Origin of the sequence: Streptomyces sp. NBC_01390, from assembly GCF_045040105.1 — a bacterium.
Classification (GTDB): Bacteria; Actinomycetota; Actinomycetes; order Streptomycetales; family Streptomycetaceae; genus Streptomyces.
On record NZ_CP109551.1, the window covers coordinates 6,326,314 to 6,351,996 of the forward strand.

Annotated in this window: 24 protein-coding genes and 1 tRNA gene; 11 read left to right on the forward strand and 14 right to left on the reverse strand. The window is 69.1% G+C overall.

The window, feature by feature from the left end; genetic code table 11:
* Nucleotides 1–144 precede the first annotated feature (144 nt).
* Nucleotides 145–1,851, forward strand: coding sequence for a phenylacetic acid degradation protein PaaN (gene paaN / locus OG241_RS28445; protein WP_405819134.1), 1,707 nt, complete (start codon nt 145–147; stop codon nt 1,849–1,851).
* On the opposite strand, the gene OG241_RS28450 is transcribed toward paaN, so the two are convergent.
* The 3 genes from OG241_RS28450 to OG241_RS28460 are packed head-to-tail and all read right to left on the reverse strand — an operon-like array spanning nt 1,848 to nt 4,746.
* Nucleotides 1,848–2,621, reverse strand: a complete 774-nt coding sequence (locus OG241_RS28450) for a TrmH family RNA methyltransferase (protein WP_405819136.1) — start codon at nt 2,619–2,621, stop codon at nt 1,848–1,850. The genes paaN and OG241_RS28450 overlap by 4 nt on opposite strands.
* Nucleotides 2,618–3,892, reverse strand: coding sequence for an HTTM domain-containing protein (locus tag OG241_RS28455; protein ID WP_405819138.1), 1,275 nt, complete (start codon nt 3,890–3,892; stop codon nt 2,618–2,620). The genes OG241_RS28450 and OG241_RS28455 overlap by 4 nt, the downstream gene beginning before the upstream one ends.
* Nucleotides 3,889–4,746 carry a DUF5819 family protein gene (locus OG241_RS28460; RefSeq protein ID WP_405819140.1) on the reverse strand — a complete coding sequence of 286 codons (858 nt, stop codon included), beginning with the start codon at nt 4,744–4,746 and terminating at the stop codon, nt 3,889–3,891. Before OG241_RS28460 ends, OG241_RS28455 begins: the two co-directional genes overlap by 4 nt.
* A gap of 348 nt (nt 4,747–5,094) precedes the next feature.
* Here OG241_RS28460 and OG241_RS28465 point away from each other — a divergent pair, with 348 nt between their 5' ends.
* On the forward strand, nt 5,095–6,228 hold the full coding sequence (locus OG241_RS28465) for an acyl-CoA dehydrogenase family protein (RefSeq protein ID WP_405819141.1): 1,134 nt from the start codon (nt 5,095–5,097) through the stop codon (nt 6,226–6,228).
* Nucleotides 6,229–6,342: 114 nt separating this feature from the next.
* On the opposite strand, the gene OG241_RS28470 is transcribed toward OG241_RS28465, so the two are convergent.
* The 4 genes from OG241_RS28470 to OG241_RS28485 form a co-directional block, all read right to left on the reverse strand.
* On the reverse strand, nt 6,343–6,672 hold the full coding sequence (locus OG241_RS28470; RefSeq protein WP_405826463.1) for a rhodanese-like domain-containing protein: 330 nt from the start codon (nt 6,670–6,672) through the stop codon (nt 6,343–6,345).
* Nucleotides 6,673–6,708: 36 nt separating this feature from the next.
* Nucleotides 6,709–7,605, reverse strand: coding sequence for a hypothetical protein (locus OG241_RS28475; protein WP_405819143.1), 897 nt, complete (start codon nt 7,603–7,605; stop codon nt 6,709–6,711).
* Nucleotides 7,606–7,716: 111 nt separating this feature from the next.
* The gene (locus OG241_RS28480; protein WP_405819145.1) at nt 7,717–9,168 is read right to left on the reverse strand and encodes a DUF2252 domain-containing protein; all 1,452 of its coding nucleotides are present in this window, start codon (nt 9,166–9,168) and stop codon (nt 7,717–7,719) included.
* A gap of 235 nt (nt 9,169–9,403) precedes the next feature.
* Nucleotides 9,404–9,486 (reverse strand) — tRNA-Leu (locus tag OG241_RS28485).
* Between the two features lie 481 nt (nt 9,487–9,967).
* Between OG241_RS28485 and OG241_RS28490 the strand changes: the two genes are divergently transcribed.
* The 8 genes from OG241_RS28490 (at nt 9,968) to OG241_RS28525 (ending at nt 19,329) form a co-directional block, all read left to right on the forward strand.
* Nucleotides 9,968–10,828, forward strand: coding sequence for an FhaA domain-containing protein (locus tag OG241_RS28490; protein WP_405819146.1), 861 nt, complete (start codon nt 9,968–9,970; stop codon nt 10,826–10,828).
* A gap of 10 nt (nt 10,829–10,838) precedes the next feature.
* A complete protein-coding gene (locus OG241_RS28495; RefSeq protein ID WP_405819148.1) occupies nt 10,839–11,363 on the forward strand; it encodes an FHA domain-containing protein in 525 nt (174 codons plus the stop codon).
* A gap of 98 nt (nt 11,364–11,461) precedes the next feature.
* Nucleotides 11,462–13,024, forward strand: a complete 1,563-nt coding sequence (locus OG241_RS28500) for a Stp1/IreP family PP2C-type Ser/Thr phosphatase (protein WP_405826465.1) — start codon at nt 11,462–11,464, stop codon at nt 13,022–13,024.
* 27 nt (nt 13,025–13,051) lie between these two features.
* The gene (locus OG241_RS28505; RefSeq protein WP_405819149.1) at nt 13,052–14,491 is read left to right on the forward strand and encodes an FtsW/RodA/SpoVE family cell cycle protein; all 1,440 of its coding nucleotides are present in this window, start codon (nt 13,052–13,054) and stop codon (nt 14,489–14,491) included.
* Nucleotides 14,488–15,960, forward strand: a complete 1,473-nt coding sequence (locus OG241_RS28510) for a peptidoglycan D,D-transpeptidase FtsI family protein (RefSeq protein WP_405819150.1) — start codon at nt 14,488–14,490, stop codon at nt 15,958–15,960. Before OG241_RS28505 ends, OG241_RS28510 begins: the two co-directional genes overlap by 4 nt.
* A 171-nt stretch (nt 15,961–16,131) precedes the next feature.
* Complete coding sequence (pknB, locus tag OG241_RS28515) at nt 16,132–18,129, forward strand: Stk1 family PASTA domain-containing Ser/Thr kinase (protein ID WP_405819151.1); 1,998 nt, start codon at nt 16,132–16,134, stop codon at nt 18,127–18,129.
* Nucleotides 18,130–18,274: 145 nt separating this feature from the next.
* Nucleotides 18,275–18,535 carry a hypothetical protein gene (locus OG241_RS28520; protein WP_405819153.1) on the forward strand — a complete coding sequence of 87 codons (261 nt, stop codon included), beginning with the start codon at nt 18,275–18,277 and terminating at the stop codon, nt 18,533–18,535.
* A gap of 131 nt (nt 18,536–18,666) precedes the next feature.
* On the forward strand, nt 18,667–19,329 hold the full coding sequence (locus OG241_RS28525) for a restriction endonuclease (RefSeq protein ID WP_405819155.1): 663 nt from the start codon (nt 18,667–18,669) through the stop codon (nt 19,327–19,329).
* A gap of 100 nt (nt 19,330–19,429) precedes the next feature.
* Here OG241_RS28525 and OG241_RS28530 read toward each other — a convergent pair whose 3' ends face one another.
* From OG241_RS28530 to OG241_RS28555, 6 genes are read right to left on the reverse strand one after another with little or no spacing between them, the layout of a single operon-like run.
* Complete coding sequence (locus tag OG241_RS28530) at nt 19,430–20,188, reverse strand: class E sortase (protein WP_405819157.1); 759 nt, start codon at nt 20,186–20,188, stop codon at nt 19,430–19,432.
* Between the two features lie 13 nt (nt 20,189–20,201).
* Entirely contained in the window at nt 20,202–21,599 is a 1,398-nt protein-coding gene (locus tag OG241_RS28535; RefSeq protein WP_405819159.1) for a class E sortase, read from the reverse strand.
* Nucleotides 21,596–22,234: an aminodeoxychorismate/anthranilate synthase component II gene (locus OG241_RS28540; RefSeq protein WP_405819160.1), complete on the reverse strand. Its 639-nt coding sequence runs from the start codon at nt 22,232–22,234 to the stop codon at nt 21,596–21,598. The genes OG241_RS28535 and OG241_RS28540 overlap by 4 nt, the downstream gene beginning before the upstream one ends.
* Nucleotides 22,231–22,413, reverse strand: coding sequence for a hypothetical protein (locus tag OG241_RS28545; RefSeq protein WP_164315836.1), 183 nt, complete (start codon nt 22,411–22,413; stop codon nt 22,231–22,233). Before OG241_RS28545 ends, OG241_RS28540 begins: the two co-directional genes overlap by 4 nt.
* Nucleotides 22,414–22,457: 44 nt before the next feature.
* The gene (locus tag OG241_RS28550) at nt 22,458–23,174 is read right to left on the reverse strand and encodes a class E sortase (protein ID WP_405819162.1); all 717 of its coding nucleotides are present in this window, start codon (nt 23,172–23,174) and stop codon (nt 22,458–22,460) included.
* A gap of 34 nt (nt 23,175–23,208) precedes the next feature.
* On the reverse strand, nt 23,209–23,988 hold the full coding sequence (locus OG241_RS28555; RefSeq protein WP_405819164.1) for a DUF881 domain-containing protein: 780 nt from the start codon (nt 23,986–23,988) through the stop codon (nt 23,209–23,211).
* A gap of 142 nt (nt 23,989–24,130) precedes the next feature.
* Here OG241_RS28555 and crgA point away from each other — a divergent pair, with 142 nt between their 5' ends.
* Nucleotides 24,131–24,385: a cell division protein CrgA gene (gene crgA / locus OG241_RS28560; RefSeq protein WP_006383246.1), complete on the forward strand. Its 255-nt coding sequence runs from the start codon at nt 24,131–24,133 to the stop codon at nt 24,383–24,385.
* Between the two features lie 353 nt (nt 24,386–24,738).
* Here the strand turns inward: crgA and OG241_RS28565 are convergent, their stop codons facing one another.
* Nucleotides 24,739–25,632 carry a rhomboid family intramembrane serine protease gene (locus OG241_RS28565; RefSeq protein WP_405819166.1) on the reverse strand — a complete coding sequence of 298 codons (894 nt, stop codon included), beginning with the start codon at nt 25,630–25,632 and terminating at the stop codon, nt 24,739–24,741.
* Between the last annotated feature and the right edge of the window lie 51 nt (nt 25,633–25,683).

Here is a 25,683-nt window from a genome sequence, read left to right on the forward strand (position 1 = left end):
CGATCCTCCTGCACGAGGTTGTCCACAGATGCGGCGGACCCCCTTGTCCCGACCGATCGTTCGGTTACTCTAGCTCTGTCGTGCCTTTTCCGCCCAGGTCATGAGCTCAACGAAGTGCTCTTGAGACGAGGAGTTGGTCCCCTGATGGCCGCCGAACTCACCGCGCACCAGCTGATCGCCCAGCACCGGCCCACTCTCGACCAGGCGCTGGAAGCGATCCGCACGCGCGCGTACTGGTCCCCGCACCCCGAACACCCCAAGGCGTACGGGGAGGACGGCAGTCTGGACATGGCGGCCGGCAAGGCCGCCTTCGACGCCGTCCTGAACACCCGCCTCGACCTCGGCCAGCCCGGCACGGACGACTGGGTGGGCGGCGAGGTGTCCCCGTACGGCATCGGCCTCGGCGTCACCTACCCGCACGCGGACGTCGACGTGCTGCTGCCCGCCATGAAGGCCGGCCAGGGCGCCTGGCGCGACGCCGGCGCAGAGGTCCGCGCGATGGTCTGTCTGGAGATCCTCAGGCGGATCGGCGGCCGGACGCACGAGTTCGCGCACGCGGTCATGCACACCAGCGGCCAGGCCTTCATGATGGCGTTCCAGGCGGGCGGCCCGCACGCCCAGGACCGCGGCCTGGAAGCGGTGGCCTACGCGTACGCGGAGCAGGTCCGCACCCCCGGCACCGCGGAGTGGTCCAAGCCCCAGGGCAAGCGCGACCCGCTGGCTCTCACCAAGGAGTTCACGCCGGTCCCGCGCGGCATCGCCCTCGTCATCGGCTGCAACACCTTCCCCACGTGGAACGGCTACCCGGGCCTGTTCGCATCCCTGGCCACGGGCAACGCGGTCCTCGTGAAGCCCCACCCGCGCGCGGTGCTGCCGCTCGCGCTGACGGTCGCCGTCGCGCGCGAGGTCCTGGCGGAGGCCGGCTTCGACCCGAACCTGGTGGCACTGGCGGCTGAGCGCCCCGGAGAGGGCATCGCGAAGACGCTCGCCACCCGCCCCGAGATCCGGATCATCGACTACACGGGCTCGACCTCGTTCGGCGACTGGCTGGAGGCCAATGCCCGCCAGGCGCAGGTCTACACGGAGAAGGCCGGCGTCAACACGGTGATCGTGGAGTCGACCGACAACTACAAGGGCATGCTGTCGAACCTCGCCTTCGCCCTCTCCCTGTACAGCGGCCAGATGTGCACCACCCCCCAGAACCTCCTCGTCCCCCGCGACGGCATCCGTACGGAGGAGGGCCACAAGTCGTACGACGAGGTGGTCACCGGTCTCGCCGCCGCGGTGAGCGGGCTGCTGGGCGACGACGCGCGCGCGAACGGGCTGCTGGGCGCGATCGTCAACCCCGATGTGAAGGCACGGCTGGAGGCCGCGGCCGGGCTCGGCGAAGTGGCCCTGGCCTCACGGGAGATCGTGAACCCCGAGTTCCCGGAGGCGGTGGTCCGTACGCCGGTCATCGTGAAGCTGGACGGCGCGCGGAAATACTGGGAGGGGGCCGACTCCGAGGCCGCCTACATGAGCGAGTGCTTCGGCCCGGTCTCCTTCGCCGTCGCGGTCGACTCGGCGGCGGACGCCGTGGAGCTGCTGCGGCGGACGATCCACGACAAGGGCGCGATGACGGTCGGCGCGTACACGACCGACCCGGAGTTCGAACAGGCCGTCCAGGAGGCCTGCCTGGAGGAGTGCGCCCAGCTGTCGCTGAACCTGACCGGCGGGGTGTACGTCAACCAGACGGCCGCCTTCTCCGACTTCCACGGCTCGGGCGGCAACCCGGCGGCGAACGCGGCCCTGTGCGACGGCGCGTTCGTGGCGAACCGCTTCCGGGTGGTGGAGGTCCGCCGCCAGGCCTAGAAGGCCCCGTTACCGGTGACGCTCCAGTGGTACAGCGTCATGGCCACGCTGGTCGCCAGGTTGTAGCTGGAGACCTGGGGACGCATCGGAAGCGACACCAGGTGGTCGGCGCGCGCGCGTAGTTCGGGCGACAGCCCGCTGCGCTCGGAGCCGAAGGCGAGGACGGCGTCGTCCGGGAGCTTCAGCCCCCGGATGTCGTCGCCCTCCGGGTCGAGCGCGAACACCGGCCCGGCCGGCAGCTCGGCCACCGCGAGCCGCTCCACGGCGGTCGCGAAGTGCAGCCCCGCCCCGGCGCGTACGACGGTGGGGTGCCAGGGGTCGAGCGTCCCGGTGGTGACGACCCCGGTCGCGCCGAACCCGGCGGCGAGCCGGATCACCGCCCCGGCGTTGCCGAGGTTGCGCGGGTTGTCGAGGACGACGACGGGCGTGGTCCGGGGCGAGCGGGCGAGCGCCTCCAGATTGCCCGTGCGGGAGGGCCGGACGGCGAGGGCGGCCACCCCGGTGGGGTGCGGGCGCGGCACGAGCGAGGTGTACGTCGTCTCCGGGACCTCGGTCAGGAGGGCGTCCAGGGTGTCCCGTACGTCCGGAGCCAGCTGGCCGGCGAGCTCCAGGGTCGCCCGCCGGTCGGTGGTCACGGCCAGTGGGATCCGCGCGCCGAAGCGGACGGCGTGCTTGAGGGCGTGGAAGCCGTCGAGCAGGACGGAAGCGCCGGCGAGCCGGTGCCAGTCGCCCACCTGATCGTTCGCCGACTTCGTCGCCTCGTCCGTCATGCGGTGAAGCCTACGTGCGGTGGCTGAGCCGTCTCGTCAGCCGCTTCCTCGTCGGCCGCCTCGGGGGTGCGCCGGCCCGGCCGGAAGCGTCCGTCGCCCGGCAGCCGGGCGAGCAGGCGCACGCGCGCGCGTGCCGCCCCTTCGCCGAGACGGCGCAGGAAGGAGGTCGGCAGGAAGACGGCGTCCGCGGCGATCATCGCGAGCGAGAAGAAGGGCAGCCCGAGGACGACGGCGATCACGGCGTGCTCGGTCATCATCACGGCCAGCAGGACGTTCTTGACGCGCCGGTTGAAGAGCGTGAAGGGGAAGGCGACCTGCACGGCCACCGTCCCGTACGTCACCAGCATCACCATCGTGCCGCTCGACGACATCAGGTCGGAGAGCGCGGGCCACGGGGAGAAGTAGTCGAGGTGGAGCGGGTAGTAGACGGCGGTGCCGTCCTGCCAGCGCGTGCCCTGGATCTTGTACCAGCCGGCCGTCGCGTAGATCAGACAGGCCTCGGCCATGATCACGAAGAGGGCCGCGTTGTGCACGACGTTGCCGACGATGTCGAGGAGCATCCGTGGCTCGCCGCCCGGCTCACGGCGCGCCACGGCCCACCAGACGGCCTGCGCCAGCCACATGCCCCAGAGGATCGCCGGGACCATCGGGTCACCGTCGAGCTTTCCGGCGGCCGTACCGGCGACGAGGAACGCCCCGAGGACGACCCAGAGGACCGGGCCCACACGGTCGGGGGCGGCGTCGAAGAGCACACGCGCGCGTGCCTTGCGGGCGCGCCGGGCGTCCAGGGACCACACCTGCCCGCAGCGTGTGAACACCAGGTAGAGGGACATCAGGTGCAGGACGTTGTCGCCGCCGTCGCCGACGAAGATGCTGCGGTTCTGAAGCGAGAGCACGCCGACCATGAAGACCACGGACAGCGTGCGGGTGCGCCAGCCGAGCAGGAGAAGCAGACCGGCGAGAACGGCGAGCACGTAGACGAGTTCGAACCAGATCTGACTGCCGGACCACATCAGGACCGTGAAGGCGCCGTTGTCCGCGATGAGCTGCTGGGCGAGATCCCAGCTCCAGGGGCCGTCGGGGCCGTACAGCTCCTGCCGGTGCGGGAACTCGCGCAGCAGGAACAGCAGCCAGGTCGCCGAGAGGCCGATCCGGACGACGGCGGTCTGGTAGGGGCCCAGCGCGGTCTCGGTGACCCGGCCGATGCCCTGCGACACCTGGGACACCGAACGGGAGAGCGAACGCGAGGCCGCGGGGACGAGGCGGTTCATGAGCCGTCCGCCTTCGTCGTGCCGGCCGGGCCCGCCGCCTCGGGTGGCGCCTCGTCGTGGGGGACGGGCCACCAGGGCAGTACGCGGTACGTGGGCTTCTCGGGCACCTGCTCCTGACTCCACTCGGGCGGTCGGACGTTCGTACTGCGGGAGCGGACCTGGACCCGGTCGATCGTGCCACCGGGCCCGGCCGCGTCCTCACGGTCCAGGCGCAGGACGACGATGCGGCGCAGATACCGCTCGGCCAGGGCTCCGCGCAGGCCCGAGGGACGGTTCTGGGCGTCGTGCGAGGCGAGAAGGAAGTCCCAGGCCCGGCGCAGCTCGTTCTGCTGGGTGTGACTCGGCAGCAGGTTGCCGTCGATGGCCTTGCCGTCCAGCGCGGAGAGGTCGTACCAGCCGGTCGTCCGGGCCCCGCCGTCCGCCGTACGGACATCGGCGCGGACCTCGACAGCGATGTTCTGCTGCAGCGGATTGGGGGCGAAGAGCTTCCAGTTCTGCTCGAACTCCGGGTAGATCCAGTCGTCGACCGCCCGGGCGTGCTCCTTCGAGACCGTGTTCGAGGGCGCGACATGCAGAAAGACCATGCCGAGGTGGGCACACGCGACAACGGCGACGACCGCGACGGCCAGGGCGGCGCCGATCTGATACGGGAGCGAGAGAGCCGCCAGCGCCGGGCGGGGAGCTTCCCGGGAGGCGAGGTGAGGTGCGGCTGCGGCTGCGGCGCCCTCGTCCGGCGGCCCGGACCCGGGCGGCGGCTGGGGCGGCGGCTGGGGGCCGTCGGACGGGGGCCCCTCGGCTTCGCCGGGCTCGTCGCGCCCGTGCCCGGCGTCCGGGCCTGCCTCGTACGCGTCCATTCCGCCCCGTCTCCCGATACCCGGTCCCACCGCACCCGCCGGTCGCACCCGCCGATCCACGCGCACCACGACACGGCGTGCGCACGGGCACGGTACTCAGGGCCACCCGCCCAGCACAGCCCCCTCCGCACAACCGTGCGACCGATGACCAGTACCCACACGGCTGGTCCGGGAGTTGTCCACAGCCGTTGACACCCTACGGCCCACCACCGGACGATCGACTCGGACAAACCGAACGATCGGTTGCTGTCGCGCACCCTCCCGGCCCCACCCGTTCCCTTCTTCTAGAACCTGTTCTATCTTGACGCCCCGTCAGGTCACCCGCCCCCGGGCCGAGAGGACAGCACCGTGGACTTCAGGTTCAGTGAGGAGCAGCAGGCGGCGGTCGAGGCGGCCCGGGCGGTGTTCGGCGGGGTCGCAGCGGACGCGGTGCCCAGTCCCTCACTCGTCGCGGGTGCCGTCGCGGACGACTTCGACCGGGCACTGTGGCAGAGCCTCGCCGGCGCGGATCTGCTGAGCCTCCTGCTCACCGAGGAGTTCGGCGGGGCCGGTCTCGACGCCATCGCCCTGTGCCTCGTCCTGCGCGAGTCGGCGAAGGTGCTGGCCAGGGTGCCCCTGCTGGAGAGCTGCGCCGCCGCCGCGGCCCTACAGGCGTACGGGAGCGGGGAGTTGCGGGGCGAGGTGCTGCGCCGTACCGGGACCGGCGAACTCGTGCTCACCGTCGCCGCGCACGGCCGCACCGGCCACGACCCCGCCGAACTCGCCGTGACCGCGAGCCGGGACGGCGACCGCTGGGTGCTCGACGGGATACAGACGGCGGTGCCCTGGGCGCACAACGCCGACTTCGTCCTCGTACCCGCGCGCACCAGCGCCGACCGGACCGTCCTCGCTCTCGTCCCCCGAGCCCCCGACGGCGTCGGCCTCGCCGAGCAGATATCCACCGCCGGTGAGCGGCTCGGCGAACTGCGTCTGGACTCCGTGCGGCTGCCCGACCGGTACGTCCTCGACGCCGACGGCGCCTGGCCGTGGCTGCGCGACCTGCTGACCGTCGGGACCTGCGCGCAGGCGCTCGGACTGGGGACCGCGGTACTGGGCATGACCAGCGACTACACCGGCAAGCGGGTGCAGTTCGGGCATCCGCTGGCGACGTTCCAGGCCGTCGCCGTCCAGGCCGCCGATCGGTACATCGACCTGCGCGCGATGGAGGCCACGCTGTGGCAGGCCGCGTGGCGCATCAGCACGGGGGCGGGAGGCGCGCTGCCCGCCTCCGGGGACGTGGCCGTCGCCAAGATCTGGGCCTCGGAGGGAGTACGCCGGGTCGTCCAGACCGCGCAGCACCTGCACGGCGGTTTCGGCGCCGACACCGACTATCCGCTGCACCGCTACCACGCCTGGGCCAAACACCTGGAACTCTCGCTCGGCCCTGCCGCCGCCCACGAGGAGATGCTCGGCGACCTGCTCGCGGCCCACCAACTCGCCTGAAGCCACCTGCGGGCCGTCAGAACCGCGGGTGCAGACACCCGGATCCGGACACCGTGGTTCAGGCGCCGAGATCCAGACGCCCTGATGCAGGTGCCAGAACTCAGGTGCCGGGATTCAGGCGACGAAGCCCGGCGCACCCTCGTCGGTGACGACCGGGCGGCCCGCCGCCTCCCACACCTGCATGCCGCCGTCGACGTTCACCGCGTCGATGCCCTGCTGGACCAGATAGTTCGTCACCTGGGCCGACCGGCCACCGGAGCGGCAGATCACATTGACCCGGCCGTCCTGCGGAGCCGCCTCGGTCAGCTCGCCGTAGCGGGCGACGAACTCACTCATCGGGAGGTGCAACGCCCCCTCGGCGTGGCCCGCCTGCCACTCCTCGTCCTCACGGACATCCAGCAGGAAGTCGCCGTCCTTGAGGTCCGCGACCTCCACCGTGGGCACACCAGATCCAAAACGCATGCCCCGACGATACCCAGGTCACCGTCCGAGCAGTGCCGCGAGCTCCGCCTCACGCTGCGAAACCTGAGCCAGCAACTGCTCGGCGATCTCCTCCAGGAGACGGTCCGGGTCGTCCGGAGCGAGCTTCAGCATCGCGCCGATCGCTCCCTCCTCCAGCTCACTGGCGACCAGCGTGAGCAGCTCCTTGCGCTGGGAGAGCCACTCCAGGCGGGCGTACAGCTCCTCGCTGTGACTCGGCCGCCACTCGGCGGGCACCGGACCGGCCGCCCACTCCTCGGCCAGCTCCCGCAGCAGCACCTCGTCACCCCGCCCGTAGGCACTGTTGACCCGGGCGATGAACTCGTCGCGCCGAGCCCGCTCCCCCTCGTCCTGCGCCAGGTCCGGGTGTGCCTTGCGAACCAGCTCGCGGTACAGCTTGCGGGCCTCGTCGCTCGGGCGGACCCGCTGCGGAGGCCGTACCGGCTGCTCGGTGAGCATCGCCGCCGCCTCCGGGAACAGCCCCTCCGAGTCCATCCAGCCGTGGAACAGCTCCTCGACACCCGGCATCGGCATGACCCGCGCCCGCGCCTCCTGCGCCGCCCGCACGTCCTCCGGAGCACCGCTGCGCGCGGCCTTCGCCTCGGCGATCTCCGCGTCCAGCTCATCGAGGCGGGCATACATCGGACCGAGCTTCTGATGGTGCAGCCGGGAAAAGTTCTCGACCTCGATACGGAAGGTCTCGACCGCGATCTCGTACTCGATGAGCGCCTGCTCGGCGACCCGCACGGCCCGCTCCAAGCGCTCCTCGGGCCGCGGCCCCTCAGCCGCGCCCCCGGCCGTGTCGGACGCGCCGGACGGCGCCTGCGCGTCAGGGCGCTCCCGCGGCCCTTCGGCGTCGGGCGCGGACGAGGACTGCTCAGCTTCCGGGGTCGTCACCCGCCCAAGCCTAGGCCACGGCTCAGGCGCCCACCCCGGGTCACCGGACAGAGCCCGAAACGGCCCCCGCAGCCGTCACCGCCCCGTACCCTTCCCCCCCGGCCGCCACCGTCACACGCCCATCTCCGCGTCGATCCTCCCCGCCCGCACCGCCGCCACCAGAACCGCGTGGTCCGCCTCCGTACGGTCCGCGTAGGCCGCCGCGAACGTCGCCATCGCCTCGTCCAGCTCGTCGCTCTTGCCGCAGTACCCGGCGATCAGACGGGGGTCGGCGCTGTGGGAGTGGGCACGCGCCAGGAGGGCGCCCGTCATCCGGCCGTAGTCGTCGATCTGGTCGGTGGACAGGGCGGCCGGGTCGACGCTGCCCTTGCGGTTGCGGAACTGCCGTACCTGGAAAGGCAGTCCGTCGACCGTCGTCCAGCCGAGAAGGACGTCGCTGACGACCTGCATGCGCTTCTGCCCGAGCACCACCCGGCGCCCCTCGTGCACAGCGCCCGCCGCCTCCACCGGGTCGAAGCCGGCGGTCGCCAGATGCGGCACCAGCGCCGAGGGACGGGCCTCCTTCACCTGCAGGACGAGACTCTCGCCCTTGTGGTCCAGGAGCAGGACGACATACGACCGCGCACCCACACTGCCCGTGCCGACGATACGGAAGGCCACATCGTGCACCGAGTGGCGGGACAGCAGCGGAAGACGGTCCTCCGCCACCGTGCTCACGTACTCCTCCAACGCCGCCGCCACCGCCGCGGCCTCCGCGTCCGGCACCCCCCGCAGCACCGGCGGCGCGTCCACGAAGCGCCGCCCGCCGTCGTCGGTGACCTCCGTCGACCTGGCCGCGAAGCGCCCGCTGGTGTTGCCCCGCGCCTTCTCGGAGACCCGCTCCAGCGTGCCGATCAGATCATGGGCATCGGTGTGGGAGACCAGCTCCTCGTCCGCGATCGCGTTCCACGCGTCCAGCACCGACAGCTTCGCGAGCAGCCGCATCGTCCGGCGGTACGCGCCGACAGCGCCATGCGCCGCCTGACGGCAGGTGCTCTCGTCCGCGCCCGCCTCCCGGCCCGCGAGTACCAGCGAGGCGGCGAGCCGCTTGAGGTCCCACTCCCAGGGACCCTGGACGGTTTCGTCGAAGTCGTTCAGGTCCATGACCAGGCCGCCGCGCGCGTCACCGTACAGACCGAAGTTGCCCGCATGGGCGTCACCGCAGATCTGCGCACGGATCCTGGTCATCGGGGTACGGGCCAGGTCGTACGCCATCAGCCCCGCCGAACCGCGCAGAAAGGCGAACGGAGTGGCCGCCATCCTGCCCACCCTTATCGGGGTCAGCTCGGGGATCCGACCACGATTGGACTCCCTGACCGCCGACTCGGCGTCCGGACGGCCGCCGTCCGCGCCGGTGTCGAGGGAGGCGTGCGCGCTGCGCGGAACCTGCCGCCGCAGCGCCTTCCCCTCCTCCTTGGGAGAGCCCTCCGACTGCCACTGGGCGAACCCGCGTACCTGGGGAAGCTCCCGCACCCGGCTCCGCGCCACCGTGGCCCCTGCCGACCCCGTACCGACCTCGGTCATCACGACCGCCTCCCCCGCTCCGCTCGCCACCGCCAACATCAACTCGCGACGACCGTACAACCACAGACCACATCAGGTCAGACCCTGTGGATAAGTCGGGCATCCCTGTGGGACGCACCTCATGTGAGAGAGACCTCACATCTTCGCGACGCCGAGAACGGGACGCGCGAGGACATGGAGAAGAGGACAACGAGAAACGGCCCTCATCAGTATCCCGATGAGGGCCGTTCACTTGTGCGCGAGGGGGGAGTTGAACCCCCACGCCCTTGCGGGCACTGGAACCTGAATCCAGCGCGTCTGCCATTCCGCCACTCGCGCATTCGCTGTGTCCTCAGGCCCTGCTCCCTGCGGTGCTGGGGCCTTCCGACATCGAGAAGATTAGCACGCTGGAAGTGGTGGGTTCACATCCCTTTCCCCACCCCCCGGGCGCACTCCACCCCCACCCGGACCGTGCCGGACCGAGCCGGACCGGGTGCGACTTCGTATCAACACGTGCCGGTTCACGTATCAACCTCGTACCGGTCCAGCCCATCTCCCCAGGAGGCGGGCAAGGTGCACAGTCAGGTGCGGGACACTGGTTTGGCGCCGCCTCTACGATCTGGGTACGGCTCAGGGAGTTCGAAGGGGCGCTTCCGCGGGAACTTCGTCAGGCGTCGACACCCGTCGACCGTCCTGACAGGGGGAACCAGCCGATTTCCCGGCGCGTGGATACGATCAGTAAGCAGTACCAAGTACGGCAGGCACAACAGGCACGGCACGCAAGGCTTCAGACAGAGCAGCAACCAGGAGGAGGTGCCCCATGGGAGTCCTGAAGAAGTTCGAGCAGCGTCTCGAAGGTCTGGTCAACGGCACCTTCGCCAAAGTGTTCAAGTCCGAGGTCCAGCCCGTGGAGATCGCGGGCGCACTGCAACGCGAGTGCGACAACAACGCGACCATCTGGAACCGCGACCGGACCGTCGTACCCAACGACTTCATCGTAGAACTGAGCGCGCCCGACCACGAGCGCCTCAGCCCCTACTCCGGACAGCTCGGCGACGAGCTCGCCGGGATGGTGCAGGACTACGCCAAGCAGCAGCGGTACACCTTCATGGGCACCGTCAAGGTGCACCTGGAGAAGGCCGACGACCTGGACACCGGTCTGTACCGGGTACGCAGCCGTACGCTCGCCTCCTCCACCAACCAGCAGTCCCCCGGCGGCCCCGGCCCTGGCGCCGCCGCACCCGCGGCCCCACCGAGGGGCCGGCCCGGAGCGGGCGGTTACGGCTATCCGCCCGCCGCCGCACCACCCCCGATGCCGGCCGCACCGCCACCCGGCGGACGCCCCGGCGCCGTCCCGGCGGGCCCGCCCATGGGACACCGCCCGACCGCGGGCGCGAACCGGATGCGGTGCTGGGTCGAGATCAACGGCGCCCGCCACCAGATCTCCGGCCCGACGCTCGTACTGGGCCGCAGCACCGAGGCCGACGTCCGGATCGACGACCCCGGCGTCTCGCGCCGGCACTGTGAGATCCGCCCCGGAACGCCCCCGACGATCCAGGATCTCGGGTCCACCAACGGCATCGTGGTGGACGGGACACACACCACCCGCGCTACGCTCCGCGACGGCTCGCGGATCGTCGTGGGCAGCACCACCATCATTTACCGGCAAGCCGAAGGGTGAAGCGGGGGCAATGTCAGAGCTGACCCTCACGGTCATGCGGCTGGGTTTCCTGGCCGTACTGTGGCTGTTCGTGATCGTGGCCGTGCAGGTCATCCGCAGCGATCTGTTCGGTACGCGTGTCACACAGCGCGGGTCGAGGCGTGACAGCGGCCGCCAGCAGCAGGCGGCCGCCCGACAGACCGCCGCGCCCCCGCAGCAGCGCCAGCAGCAGCCATCAGGCGGCGGCAGGCAGCGCCGGGGCGCCCCCAGCAAACTGGTCGTCTCCGAGGGCACACTGACGGGCACCACCGTCGCCCTCCAGGGACAGACCGTCACGCTCGGCCGGGCCCACGACTCGACCATCGTGCTGGACGACGACTACGCCTCCAGCAGGCATGCCAGGATCTACCCGGACCGCGACGGCCAGTGGATCGTCGAGGACCTCGGGTCCACCAACGGCACCTATCTCGACCGGACCCGGCTGACGACTCCCACGCCGATTCCGCTGGGCGCGCCGATCCGCATCGGCAAGACCGTCATCGAGCTGCGGAAGTAGTGCTACATCATGAATAGGCGCGAGCGGAGCGAGCACGCGGCGGCGGTCCATGCGAAGGGCCCCGGCGCGCTCCCGACCGGAGGGTGGGCACCGTGCGGATGTACCCGGAGCCGACGGGCGAGGTGCGCATGAGTCTGTCACTGCGCTTCGCCGCCGGATCGCACAAAGGCATGATCCGCGAGGGCAACGAGGACTCCGGCTACGCCGGTCCCCGCCTCCTCGCGATCGCCGACGGCATGGGCGGCCAGGCCGCCGGTGAGGTCGCCTCGTCCGAGGTGATCTCCACCATCGTCGCCCTCGACGACGACGTCCCCGGCTCGGACATTCTCACCTCGCTCGGCACCGCCGTGCAGCGGGCCAACGACCAGCTCAGGATGATGGTCGAGGAGGACCCCCAGCTGGAGGGCATGGGCACCACGCTCACCGCCCTCCTGTGGACGGGCCAGCGCCTCGGCCTCGTACATGTGGGCGACTCGCGTGCCTATCTCCTGCGGGACGGCGTCCTCACCCAGATCACACAGGACCACACCTGGGTGCAGCGCCTCGTCGACGAGGGACGCATCACCGAGGAAGAGGCCACCACCCACCCGCAGCGCTCGCTCCTCATGCGCGCACTGGGCAGCGGCGACCATGTCGAACCCGACCTCTCCATCCGTGAGGTCCGGGCCGGCGACCGGTACCTGATCTGCTCCGACGGCCTGAGCGGGGTCGTGTCCCACCAGACCATGGAGGACACGCTCGCCAGCTACCAGGGCCCCCAGGAGACCGTGCAGCAGCTCATCGAGCTGGCGCTGCGCGGCGGCGGCCCCGACAACATCACCGTGATCATCGCCGACGTCCTGGACCTCGACACCGGGGACACCCTCGCCGGGCAGCTGTCCGACGTACCCGTCGTGGTCGGCGCGGTCGCCGAGAACCAGCACAACCAGCACCACATGCACGACGGCGGCGCCATGCAGACACCCGCCGGACGCGCCTCCGGGCTCGGCCGGCAGCGGCCCGCACACGGCGGCGGCGAGTTCGGCCCGCCCGGCTCCGGCGACACCACCGGCTACATCCAGGCCGGCGGCTTCGGCGGCTACACCGACGACGACTTCGTCAAACCCAGCGCCGGCCGCAAGTGGTTCAAGAGAACCCTCTACATCACGCTCGCCCTCGCCGTCATCGGCGGCGGCCTGTACGGCGGCTACCGCTGGACACAGACCCAGTACTACGTCGGCGCCAGCGACGAGCACGTCGCGCTGTACAGGGGCATCAACCAGGACCTGGCCTGGATCTCGCTCTCGAAGGTCGAGAAGGACCATCCCGAGATCGAACTCAAGTACCTGCCCGCCTACCAGCAGAAGCAGGTCGAGGGCACCATCACGGAGGGCGGTCTCAAGGACGCCCAGTCGAAGATCTCCGAGCTGGCCACCCAGGCCTCCGCATGCAAGAAGCAGGAAGAACGGCGCGCGGCCGAAAACGCGAACAACGCCAAGACCGGCGAGGGCGAGGCCGGAGGCACCACGGGAACCACCCGTACCGCCGCCACGTCCAAGGCAACGCCGAGCCCGACGCCGTCAGGATCGGCGTCCCCGTCCGCAACCGCACCCACTCCCACACCCGGCCCCAGCCTCTCCGAGGATGAGCAGAAGCTGGTCTCGCTGTGCGGTAAGCAGTAGGCAAGCCGTGAGGGGCCACTTCATACGATGAGCAGTACAACCAACACTTCTCAGCACCACACGTCCACGATCGGCGCGATCGGCACCCCGAGCCGACGCAACACCGAACTGGCACTGCTGGTGTTCGCCGTCGTCATCCCCGTCTTCGCCTACGTCAACGTGGGCCTGGCCATCAACGACAAGATCCCCGCCGGCCTGCTCAGCTACGGCCTCGGCCTCGGCCTGATCGCCGGCGTCGGCCACCTCGTCGTACGCAAGTTCGCCCCGTACGCCGACCCACTGCTGCTGCCCCTGGCCACCCTGCTCAACGGCATCGGCCTGGTCGTCATCTGGCGCCTCGACCAGTCCGAACGACTCCAGCAGAGCAAGACGTTCGTCGAAGCCGCCCCCCGCCAGCTGCTCAACTCCGCACTGGGCGTCGCCCTGTTCGTGGCGGTGCTGGTCCTCCTGAAGGACCACCGCATCCTCCAGCGCTACACCTACATCTCCATGGCCGGAGCGGTGGTCCTGCTGGTCCTGCCGCTGGTACCGGGCCTCGGCTTCGACAACTTCGGCGCCAAGATCTGGATCAGGATCCCCGGCCTGGGCAGCGTCCAGCCCGGCGAGTTCGCGAAGATCGCTCTCGCGATCTTCTTCGCCGGCTACCTGATGGTGAAACGCGACGCGCTCGCCCTGGCCAGCCGCCGCTTCATGGGCCTGTACCTGCCCCGTGGCCGCGACCTCGGACCGATCATCGTGGTCTGGATCATCTCGATCCTGATCCTGGTCTTCGAGACCGACCTCGGCACGTCGCTGCTGTTCTTCGGAATGTTCATCATCATGCTGTACGTCGCCACCGAGCGGACCAGCTGGATCGTCTTCGGTCTGCTGATGTCGGCGGCCGGCGCGGTCGGTGTCGCCAGCTTCGAGTCGCACGTCCAGCAGCGCGTCGAGGCCTGGCTCGACCCTAAGAACGAGTACCTCCTCAGCCTGAAGGGCGTCGGGGGCCACACCATGCAGTCCATGCAGGCCCTGTGGGCCTTCGGCTCCGGCGGCACCCTCGGCACCGGCCTCGGCCAGGGCAACTCCGACCTCATCGGCTTCGCCGCCAACTCCGACTTCATCCTCGCCACCTTCGGCGAGGAACTCGGCCTGGCCGGCGTCATGGCGATCCTGCTCATCTACGGCCTGGTCGTGGAACGCGGCGTCCGCACCGCCCTCGCCGCCCGCGACCCCTTCGGCAAGCTGCTGGCCATCGGCCTCTCCGGCGCCTTCGCCCTCCAGGTCTTCGTCGTCGCCGGCGGCGTCATGGGCCTGATCCCGCTCACCGGTATGACGATGCCGTTCCTCGCCGCCGGTGGCTCCTCCGTCATCGCCAACTGGGCACTCATCGGCATCCTGCTCAGAATCAGCGACACCGCGCGCCGTCCGGCGCCTGCCCCGGCCCCCAGCCCCGACGCCGAGATGACCCAGGTGGTCCGACCGTGAACAAGCCCCTGCGCCGGATCGCGATCTTCTGCGGGCTGCTCGTGCTCGCCCTGCTCATCCGCGACAACTGGCTCCAGTACGTCCGCGCGGACGACCTCAAGGACGACACGCTCAACCGCCGCGTCGCCATCGAGCGGTACGCCACTCCCCGCGGCAACATCATCGTCGACGGCGATGCGATCACCGGTTCCACCACGTCCAACAGCAGCGACTTCGAGTACAAGCGCAGCTACAAGGACGGCCCCATGTGGGCCCCCGTCACGGGCTACGCCTCGCAGGCGTTCGGCGCGACGCAGCTGGAGTCCATCGACGACGGCATCCTCACCGGCAACGACGACCGGCTCTTCTTCCGCAACACGCTCGACATGATCACGGGCAAGAAGAAGCAGGGCGGCAACGTCGTCACCACCCTCAACGCCGCCGCCCAGAAGGCCGCGTACGACGGTCTCAAGGGCCGCGGCAAGGGCGCGGTGGCCGCGATCGACCCGTCCACCGGCGCGATCCTGGCCCTGGCCTCCTTCCCCTCGTACGACCCCTCGACGTTCGCCGGGAACTCGAACAAGGACTCGGAAGCCTGGACGAAGCTCCAGAAGAAGAACGATCCCAACGAGCCCATGCTCAACCGGGCGCTGCGCGACATCTACCCGCCCGGCTCCACCTTCAAGGTCGTGACGGCGGCGGCGGCCCTCGAGAACGGCCTGTACACGGACGCCGACGAGAAGACGGACTCGCCGCTCCCCTACAACCTGCCGACCACCACGACCCCGTTGAAGAACGAGGGGAACATCCCCTGCAAGAACGCGACGATGCGCGTCGCGCTCCAGTACTCCTGCAACACCGTCTTCGGCAAGATCGGCGCCGACCTCGGCAAGGACAAGATGCTGGAGGAGGCCAAGAAGTTCGGCTTCAACGCCGAGCAGTTCATCCCGGTCCGCTCCGCCGCCTCCAACTTCCCCGAGAAGATGGACAAGCCGCAGACCGCGCTCAGCTCCATCGGCCAGTTCGAGACGGCGACGACCCCGCTGCAGATGGCCATGGTCGCCTCCGCGATCGCCAACGACGGCAAGCTGATGAAGCCGTACATGGTCGACAAGCTCCAGGCCCCCAACATCGACGTGCTCGAACAGACCGAGCCCGAGGAGATGAGCCAGCCGCTCACCTCCAAGAACGCCCAGACCCTCCAGTCGATGATGGAGACCGTCGTCAAGGACGGCACCGGCAAGAACGCCCAGATCAGCGGCGTCACCGTCGGCGGCAAGACCGGTACCGCCCAGCACGGCGTCGACAACAGCGAGAAGCCGTACGCCTGGTTCATCTCCTACGCCAGGCTCGCCGACGGCAGCTCACCGGTCGCCGTGGCGGTCGTGGTCCAGGACGAGGCGGCCGTCCGCGACAACATCTCGGGCGGCGGTCTGGCCGCACCGATCGCCAAGAGCGTGATGGAGGCGGTCATCAAGAGCAAGCAGTGAACCCCGTCACGTCCCCTTCACATCGGTGCACGTTGCGATACCGGTCCGGTATCGGCTGACGGGCTTGGCCAGGTCACACAAATGAACCCGGGTACCGTATGCCCGGACGGCACACCGCCGGACCACACAGCAGGTGCGGTCGGGACCGACGGAGAGGGCTGGTAGGAAGCTATGGAAGAGCCGCGTCGCCTCGGCGGCCGGTACGAGCTGGGTCACGTGCTCGGCCGTGGTGGCATGGCAGAGGTATACCTCGCCCATGACACCCGCCTGGGCCGCACCGTGGCAGTGAAGACGTTGCGCGCCGATCTCGCGCGCGACCCTTCCTTCCAGGCCCGGTTCCGCCGGGAGGCCCAGTCGGCCGCCTCGCTCAACCATCCCGCGATCGTCGCCGTGTACGACACCGGCGAGGACTACATCGACGGGACGTCCATCCCGTACATCGTCATGGAGTACGTGGACGGCTCCACCCTCCGCGAACTCCTCCACTCGGGCCGCAAGCTGCTGCCCGAGCGGACGCTGGAGATGACCATCGGGATCCTCCAGGCACTGGAGTACTCCCACAGAAGCGGCATCGTCCACCGAGACATCAAGCCGGCCAACGTGATGCTCACGCGCAACGGCCAGGTCAAGGTCATGGACTTCGGCATCGCCCGAGCCATGGGCGACTCCGGCATGACGATGACGCAGACGTCCGCGGTCATAGGAACAGCCCAGTACCTGTCGCCGGAGCAGGCGAAGGGCGAGCAGGTGGACGCGAGGTCCGACCTGTACTCGTCCGGCTGCCTGCTCTACGAACTCCTGACGGTCCGCCCGCCCTTCATCGGGGACTCCCCGGTCGCGGTGGCCTACCAGCACGTACGGGAAGAACCGCAGCCCCCGTCGGTGTTCGACCCCGAGATCACGCCCGAGATGGACGCCATCGTCCTCAAGGCCCTGGTCAAGGACCCGGACTACCGGTACCAGTCCGCCGACGAGATGCGCGCCGACATCGAGGCCTGCCTCGACGGCCAGCCCGTCGCGGCCGCGGCGGCCATGGGCTCGGTCGGCTACGGCGCCTACGGCTACCCCGACGACCAGGCCACCACCGCCCTGCGCTCCGACGCCGGCGCCACCACCATGCTCCCCCCGATGAACCCGGACGACGGCGGCTACGGCTACGACGACCGCGGCCCCCGACGGCGCCAGCAGAAGAAGTCGAACACCTCGACGATCCTGCTTGCCGTCGCCGGCGTGCTGGTGCTGGTCGGCGCGATCCTGATCGGCAAGTACGTGTTCGACGGGCAGGCGGTGAACGACAGCGCCATCAAGAACCCGAACTTCGTCAGCCAGACCAAGGCCGACGCGCAGAAGGCGGCGGTGAACGTCGAACTGCAACTGACGTTCACCGAAAAGCCCTGCGAGAACGAGCCCAAGGGCAACATCTGCTCCCAGAACCCGGCGGCCGGCGCCAACGTCAAGAAGAACGACACGATCGCGCTGGTGGTGTCCACCGGGGCGCCGAAGGTGATCGTGCCGAGCGTGGTGGGCTCCAGCGAGGACGACGCCACCAAGAAGCTCGAGGGCGACGAGTACCAGTTCGACGTGAAAACGGTCGAGAAGGAGTCTCCCGAGGACCCGGGGTCCGTCCTGGAACAGTCCCTGAAGTTCGGCACCGAGGTGGAGAAGGGCTCGAAGATCACCCTCACCATCGCCAAGGAAGTGAAGAAGTCGACGGTCCCGGACGTCACCGGCCAGGACTGTGACACCGCCAAGAAGCAGATGGAGGCCAACGGCCTCGTCGGCGAGTGCACAGAGGTCGAGACCCAGGACGACAACCAGGACGGCAAGGTCATCTCGACCTCACCGCAGGCCAACCAGGAGGCCGACCCGGGCTCCACGGTGAGCATCCAGATCGGCAAGAAGGCCGAGGTCCAGAAGACCCCGGTTCCGAACGTCGTCGGACAGACCGTGGGACAGGCCAAGCAGACCCTTCAGGCGGCCGGCTTCACCCAGATCCAGTTCAGCAACGGAAGCGACCAGAGCGACACCGCTTTCGTCACCGGCCAGGACCCGGGCAGGGACACCGAGGTCGACGATCCGGGCAACACCCAGATCACACTCCAGACCGTCAACTTCGGAAACGGCAACAACGGCGGAAACGGCGACAACAACGGCGGCGTCTTCGGCTGACCCCGCTTGTCACACGAGTGAGCCCCGACACCTGGGAAGGTGCCGGGGCTCACTCATACCCATGTACGACATACGACCACAACTTCGCATGCCTGAACTCGTTGGACGAATGAGGAAAATCCGACGAGTTGAGGAGAAACAGAACGTGATCAACGAAACAGCACTGCTGGAGTCGAAGGCACTCCGCGACAGTGCGCTCGAACGTACGGACGTTCTCGACAAGGTGAAGACGCTGTCACTGCTGCCGGACGGGATGCATGTGATGACGGCGATGGTGGCGACCTATTCGAAGTCGCCGAGACAGTCGTCAACAACCTGCTCAACCGCCACCGCCAAGAGCTCCAGTCCAACGGCCTGCACATCCTCACCGGCGCTGACCTGCGCGAATATCAGAACCTCAACCTGAGTTCGTCATCCGGAAGTCATCCACAGCGACGCTCACGTCTGGCTCTCTGGTCACGCCGAGCCGTCCTCAACGTCGCCATGCTGCTCCGGGACAGCGGCATCGCACGACAGGTACGTGTCTACCTTCTCGACATGGAGTACCTGGCGCGTACTCAGCCCATGGAGAGTCCCGTCCACGCGGACAACGGCGCTGTCTCCCTGGACGACCGCATCGACCAGCGCATCACCCACATCCTCGGCAAGACCGTCATCCCCATGTTCAACGCCCTGATCGAAACGTCGGGCGAACACCGTAAGGAGCTCGTCGCCCTGCGGACGGGCGTCCAGCGCATCGAACGGCGGCTCCACCAGCACCACGCCCGGCTGCAACGACTCGAAGGCACCCGGGACGACCGGCCGGCCGTCGGGGTCATGGCAGCCATGGACGCCATGAACGGCCGCACGTTCGAGCACCACGTCGCCAAACTGCTGCGCCGAGACGGCTGCACCAACGTCGTCGTGCAGGGCGGTCACGGAGACCGCGGCGTCGACATCATCGCGCTCACCGCCGACGGACGACGCCTCGTCGTCCAGTGCAAGAGGTTCGCGCCCTACCTCAACATCACCAGCCCCGACATGCAGAAGTTCGTCGGCTCGGCCAAGGTGCTGTACCGCGCGGAAGTGGCGCTCTACGTGGCAACGTGCCCGTTCACGCCGGAGGCGCTGAGCATCGCCACAGAGGCAGGGATCACCGCCGTACACCGCGGGGTGCTGGAGGAGTGGAGTGCGGGCGAACCCCTGAACGTCCTGGAGTAGGCACGGGGTGACGCAAGAGGCCCGAAGCCGCAAAGGAAAGTTGCGGCTTCGGGCCTTCGTCATGCTAAACGACAGCCCTCCTCCAAGGAGTGCTGTCAGTTCACTGCAACTCCTCGGGAACCGTCCGCTTCGAGTCCACCTTCTCCACCCGCACCAGCTCCCCCCACACGATGTACCTGTACTCCGACGTGAACACCGGCGTACAGGTCGTCAGCGTGATGAAGCGGCCGGGTTTCTTCTTGCCCGACTCCTTCGGGACCGGTGCCAGGACCTCGACGTTGTACTTCGAGGTCTCCGGGAGGGTGGCGTAGACCTTGTAGACGTACCAGTCGTTCTTCGTCTCGAAGACGATCGGGTCGCCCTTCTTCAGCTTGTCGATGTTGTGGAACTTGGCGCCGTGGCCGTCCCGGTGAGCCGCCAGCGTGAAGTTGCCCTGCTTCGCCTGGGGGAGCGCCGACTTGATCGGGTCCACGTAGTAGCCGGCGACTCCGTCGTTCAGGACCTTCGACGACGTGCCCTTCCTGACCAGGACCTCGCCGTTCCGCATCGCCGGGACGTGCAGGAAGCCGATGCCGTCCTTGGTGTCCAGCGCGCCCGGGCCCGTAGCACCGCCGTCGCCGTCCGCCCAATGGTCGCGTACCTGGTCGCCCTGCTTGTTCGCCTCACGGTCCGCGACGACGTTCGTCCACCAGAGGGAGTACGCGACGAACAGGCCGAGCACCAGGCCCGCCGTGATGAGCAGTTCGCCGAAAAGGCTCACCGCGGTGGCCACTTTGCCGCCCCTGCGCCGCGGGCGGGCCTGCGACGGGGAAGCCGGGGCGCCGGTGGTCTGCTCGTCCTGGTCCGTCGTCGCTGCCACTCTTCATCTGCCCTTACTGCACGAGCGCATCCGGCTTGCCCTTGCTGCGCGGCCGTTCCTCGACCATCTTGCCCCACACGATCATCCGGTACTTGCTCGTGAACTCCGGCGTACACGTCGTGAGGGTGATGTAGCGGCCGGGCTTGGTGAAACCCGAGCCATTGGGAATCGGATTCAGCACGCTCGTGTTGCTCGGCGACGTGACCGGCAGGATCGACTCCATCTTGTAGACGTAGTACTTGTCCTGCGTCTCCACGACGATCGCGTCGCCCTTCTTCAGCCGGTTGATGTACCGGAACGGCTCGCCGTGCGTGTTGCGGTGGCCCGCGAGCCCGAAGTTGCCGGTCGCCGCGGACGGCATCGGCGTGGTCAGGCCATCCTCCGCGTAATGGCCGACCATGCCCCGGTCCAGCACCTTGCTCTTGCTGGTGCCCTCCGCGATCGGCACCACCACGTCCAGCTTGGGGATGTCGAGGATGGCGAAGCCCTGCCCGGGCTCGAACGCCCCCGGCGCGCCCTTCCCGCTCGCCCAGTCCTCCTGGAGGCTCGTCGTCTCGCTCCCGGCCTGCGCGTGCGCCCGGACGTTCGTCCACCACAGCTGGTAGGTCACGAACAGCAGCATCAGCACACCGGTGGTGATGAACACCTCACCGATCGCCCGGCTCGCCATCACCGCCATGCCCGGCTTCTGCGCCCGCGCCGCCTGCCGCGCCGCGACCCGCGAGAGAGGCGCTCCGTCCGCCGACGCATCGGCGGACACACCGTCCGACGCCTCGGATCCCTCCTGCGGGCCCTCAGGGCGCCCGTGACGGGCCTTGGCGGCCTTCCGGCGTGCCGCGCGCCCGCCGGCCGCAGAAGGGCCCTCAGAGGCCCCTGTGGCCCTTGCGACGGCCGAGGCCGCCGACATCGCGTCCCCGTCGCCTATTCGCGGCGCCTCGGGCCCCACATCGGGCGGCAGGTCCGCCAGCCGCAGCGCCACCGTCTCCTCGTCGATGGGCGGGAGGACGACCGTAGGCGGCGAGGGAGGCGTCACAGGAGGAGCCGAGGGAGCCGCGGGAGGCGCGTACGGCACCTGCACCTGCTCCTCGTACACACCCACCTGCCAGTCCTGCGCGTACCCCCGCGAGTCGTACTCCGACTCGGGCCCCGGGTCCCGGTGCTCCGACGCCCCGCGCTCCGCCGAGGCGTCGTAGGGCCGTGCATGACCGCGCCTGCGCTTCCCGCGGCCCGGAGGCGGCGGATCGTTCCGCTGCCCCGGCAACGGGTCGCTCAGCGGGTCCGCCAACCCGTCAACCGCCGCCTCGAACGCGCCCGGCGCCTCGAACGGCTGCTGCTGCCCGTACGAGGTTGCCTGGTCGCCGGTCTCTCCGTAGGCGGAGCCGGACTCGCGCTCGGGGCGCAGGGCGGTCACGCCGTGGCCCTGCCCACCACCGGGGCGAGCCCCGCAGACCTCGCCACAGCACCCCGGTCACCGCACTCCGCCAGCCAGTTGGCCAGCATCAGGTGACCGTGCTCCGTCAGCACCGACTCGGGGTGGAACTGCACACCCTCGACCGGAAGCTCGCGGTGCCTGAGGCCCATGATGATGCCGTCGTGCGTACGAGCGGTCACTTCGAGCTCGGCCGGGACCGTCTCCGGTTCCGCCGCCAGTGAGTGGTAGCGGGTCGCCGTGAACGGGCTCGGCAGACCGGCGAAGACGCCCCTGCCCCCGTGTTCCACGAGGGACGTCTTGCCGTGCAGCAGCTCGGGCGCCCGGTCCACCACACCGCCGTACGCCACCTGCATCGACTGCATGCCCAGGCAGACCCCGAACACCGGCACCCCGGTGGCCGCGCAGTGACGGACCATCTCGATGCAGACGCCGGCCTCCTCGGGCGTACCCGGACCCGGCGACAGCAGCACTCCGTCGAACCCGTCCTGCGCGTGCGCCGTCGACACCTCGTCGTTGCGCAGCACCTCGCACTCGGCGCCCAGCTGGTACAGGTACTGGACCAGGTTGAAGACGAAGCTGTCGTAGTTGTCGACGACGAGAATCCGTGCGCTCACTGGTCGTTCACCGTCACATCGTTGAAGGGGAGGAGCGGTTCGGCCCACGGGAAGACGTACTGGAAGAGCACGTAGACAACCGCCAGCGCCAGCACGAGGGAGAGCAACGCCCTCACCCACGCGTTCCCTGGCAGATGCCGCCAGATCCAGCCGTACATGCCGTCCCTTCCGTCGCCCACGGCACCCGACTCGCGGCACCGGACTCACGCCGTACCCCACCAGATTAACGGCGCAACGCCGCGGGTTTCCCGGCCTCCACAGGCTGTGTGGAATCCAGATGCGCCCAGACGATCAGCCGATGACTGTGTCCCCACTCCGGATCGCACGTGGTCAGCGTGAGATAACGACCCGAACGCGTGTACCCGCTCTTACGTGGCACAGGATCGATCACCTCAATGTCCGTGGGCACGGTTTTGTAGGGGCCTTTGTCGATCCGATACGTGAACCACGTCGTCCCGTCCGTCAGCACCACCGCGTCCCCGCGCCGCAGCCTCGGGAAGTCCTTGAACGGATCGCCGTACGTCCGCCGGTGGCCGGCGACCGAGAAGTTGCCCTCCTGGCCGAGCCGCGCGGTGGTGGCGTAGTGGCCGAGGCCCTTCTTCAGGGTGCTCGTTCTCGTGCCTTCGAGCACGGGCTTGTTCCACGTGAAACCAAGCCGCGGGATGTACATGATCGCGAAGGGCTCGGCCGAGGTGTAGGGCGCGGCGGGCTTGGGACCGGTCGAGACCGTAGTGCTCGCGGGGCTGGGGGTCGCGGCCGGCGGCGTCTGTGTCACCGCGCCTTTCGACCACTGTTCCTGTAACCGGTGGATCTGGTCGTCCATGACGTCGTCGGCCTTCACACCCGTCCAGAACAGCACGTACACGACGAAGAGCACGATCAGCGTGCCCACCGTGACGCACAGCTCACTGACCGTCCTGACGATGACACGCCCCGACACAGGCCCCCCAGCGGTGAGCTACCAGCTGTTCCGGCTACTCCACAGGCTTCGCGTAGTGCAGGTCCACTGTGCCTGAGTAGCCGGGCAGAGTCACCGTCCCGTCCTCGTCGACCTGCCAGCCGAGCCCGTAGACGTTGACGTACACCATGTAGTTCTGGATCGCCTTGGACGCCGTGAGCGCGCCCCTCAGCCTCTCCGGATCGCCGACCGCCGTGATCTTGTACGGGGGTGAGTAGACGCGCCCCTGGAGGATCAGGGTGTTGCCCACGCAGCGGACCGCACTGGTGGAGATCAGGCGCTGGTCCATGACCTTGATCCCCTTGGCCCCGCCCTGCCACAGGGCGTTGACCACGGCCTGCAGGTCCTGCTGGTGGATGACCAGATAGTCGGGCTGGGGCTCGGGATAGCCGGGGAGCTTCGCCGTGGCGTTCGGCGGGGCGTCGTTGAGAGTGACCGTGAGCGCCTGCCCCTTGACCTTCTGGGTGCCCGCCGCCTTCTCCAGCGCCGCCAGTCTGGCGTCCTCGGCCGAGGTGCTGCCGTCGTCGCGCTCGGCGAGGGCCTCGACGTCGTCACGCAGGGCCGCGTTGGACTCGTCGAGCCGGCCGTTCTTGTGGCTGCGCTCCTGGATGAGGTCCGAGAGCCTCAGCAGGGAGGCGTCCGTGCGGATGTTCGTGCCCTTGGCCGTGTCGAAGCTCGTGAAGAAAATCAGCCCCGCGAGCGCGAAGACCCCCGCGGTGAGCACCCGGACCGGGCGGAAACGGCGGTTACGGGCAGGACTGGGATCCGTCCCGGGGAAGTCGGCAGAATTGCTCAACGTACCCTTATCTCCTTCGGCGCCGCGGAAGCACTACGCTAACGGACGCCCGGGGGAGCACCACGTGTCCCCTTGTACGCTGCCCCGGAGCCCGACCCAGTTACCTGCGCGGCCACGCAGCGCATCGACAGGAGAGACCCTCGTGCCGAAGTCACGTATCCGCAAGAAGGCCGACTACACGCCGCCGCCCGCCAAGCAGGCGACGGCCATCAAACTGAACAGTCGCGGCTGGGTCGCACCGGTCATGCTGGCGATGTTCCTCATCGGCCTGGCCTGGATCGTCCTCTTCTATGTGACCGACGGCACGCTGCCGATCGACTCACTGGACAACTGGAACATCGTGGTGGGCTTCGGCTTCATCGCCGCCGGATTCGGTGTCTCCACGCAGTGGAAGTAGCGGTCCCCTCGGTGGTCGGTCCCCGGCGGCCCTGTGGGCCGGCCGGTCACCTCCGGGTGAACGGGGCTCTGCCCAGGGCTTTCCACTGAGTTATCCACAGCCAGGATTGATTTTCCACACCCCGCCTGGGGAAAAGACGACGATCTGTGGATAACTCATCGAGCGTTGACGCCGGTACGACTGACACACCGGCAATCGCAAGCTTGTTCGCCCCCTGTCTGACCTGGGGAAACTCCGGTCGGTGACAGGGGGCACAGCTGTTCCCGCACACTATGCACAGGTAAGGCCACGCACTGTGGACAACAGGCACTCAGTGTCAGGCGCGACCGGTCATGGCTTCCTGTCGGGGCACGCTAGATGAGCTGGGAGGTGCGGATCAGTGTCATGGCGACCACTGCGACGAGAACCAACGCGCAGGCGCCGTACTGGACCAGGGATCGGCGCTCGCGCGGGGCGTGGACCATGGCGTAGCCGATGACGACACCGCCGACGAGGCCGCCGATGTGGGCCTGCCAGGCGATGTTGAGCGGCCCGAAGGTGAAGAGCAGGTTGATCACCAGGAGGGCGATGATCGGCCGCATGTCCTGGTTGAGGCGGCGCATCAGGACAGCGGTCGCGCCGAAGAGGCCGAAGATGGCGCCGGAGGCACCGAGCGAGCCGCTGCTCGGGGAGGCCAACAGGTAGGTGAAGGCACTGCCCGCGAGACCCGAGATGATGTAGAGCGCCAGGTAACGGACCCGGCCGAGGACGGCTTCCAGCGGGCCGCCGAGCCACCACAGGCTCAGCATGTTGAAGGCGAAGTGCCAGATGGCCTGGTGCGCGAACATCGAGGTGAACAGCAGATACCACTGCCCCTCGGCGACGCCCTCCGTGGCCGCGTACGGGGCCGGGGGCCACTTGCCGACGAGGACCAGGTCGTCCAGGAACGACGGGCGGATCTGGCCGACGAGGAAGACCGCGAGGTTGATCCCGATGAGAATCTTGGTCAGGAGGCGGGGATCTGCCGCGATGGTGCCGCCGGCCAGAGTGCGCGGCCGGGAGGCGCCGGGCGCGTGGCCGGTTCCGGAGCCCTTGCGCACGCATTCCGGGCACTGGAAGCCGACGGAGGCGCTGACCATGCACTCGGGGCAGATCGGGCGTTCGCAGCGGGTGCAGCGGATGCCTGTCTCGCGATCCGGGTGGCGGTAGCAGGTGGGCAGGCTCTGGGCGTCCTGCGGGCCCTGCGGGCTGCCTGGCGCCTGTTCCATGAGCTCCCCCAAAATCCGTCAATCCATCGATCCGTCAGAGCGGTCGACACG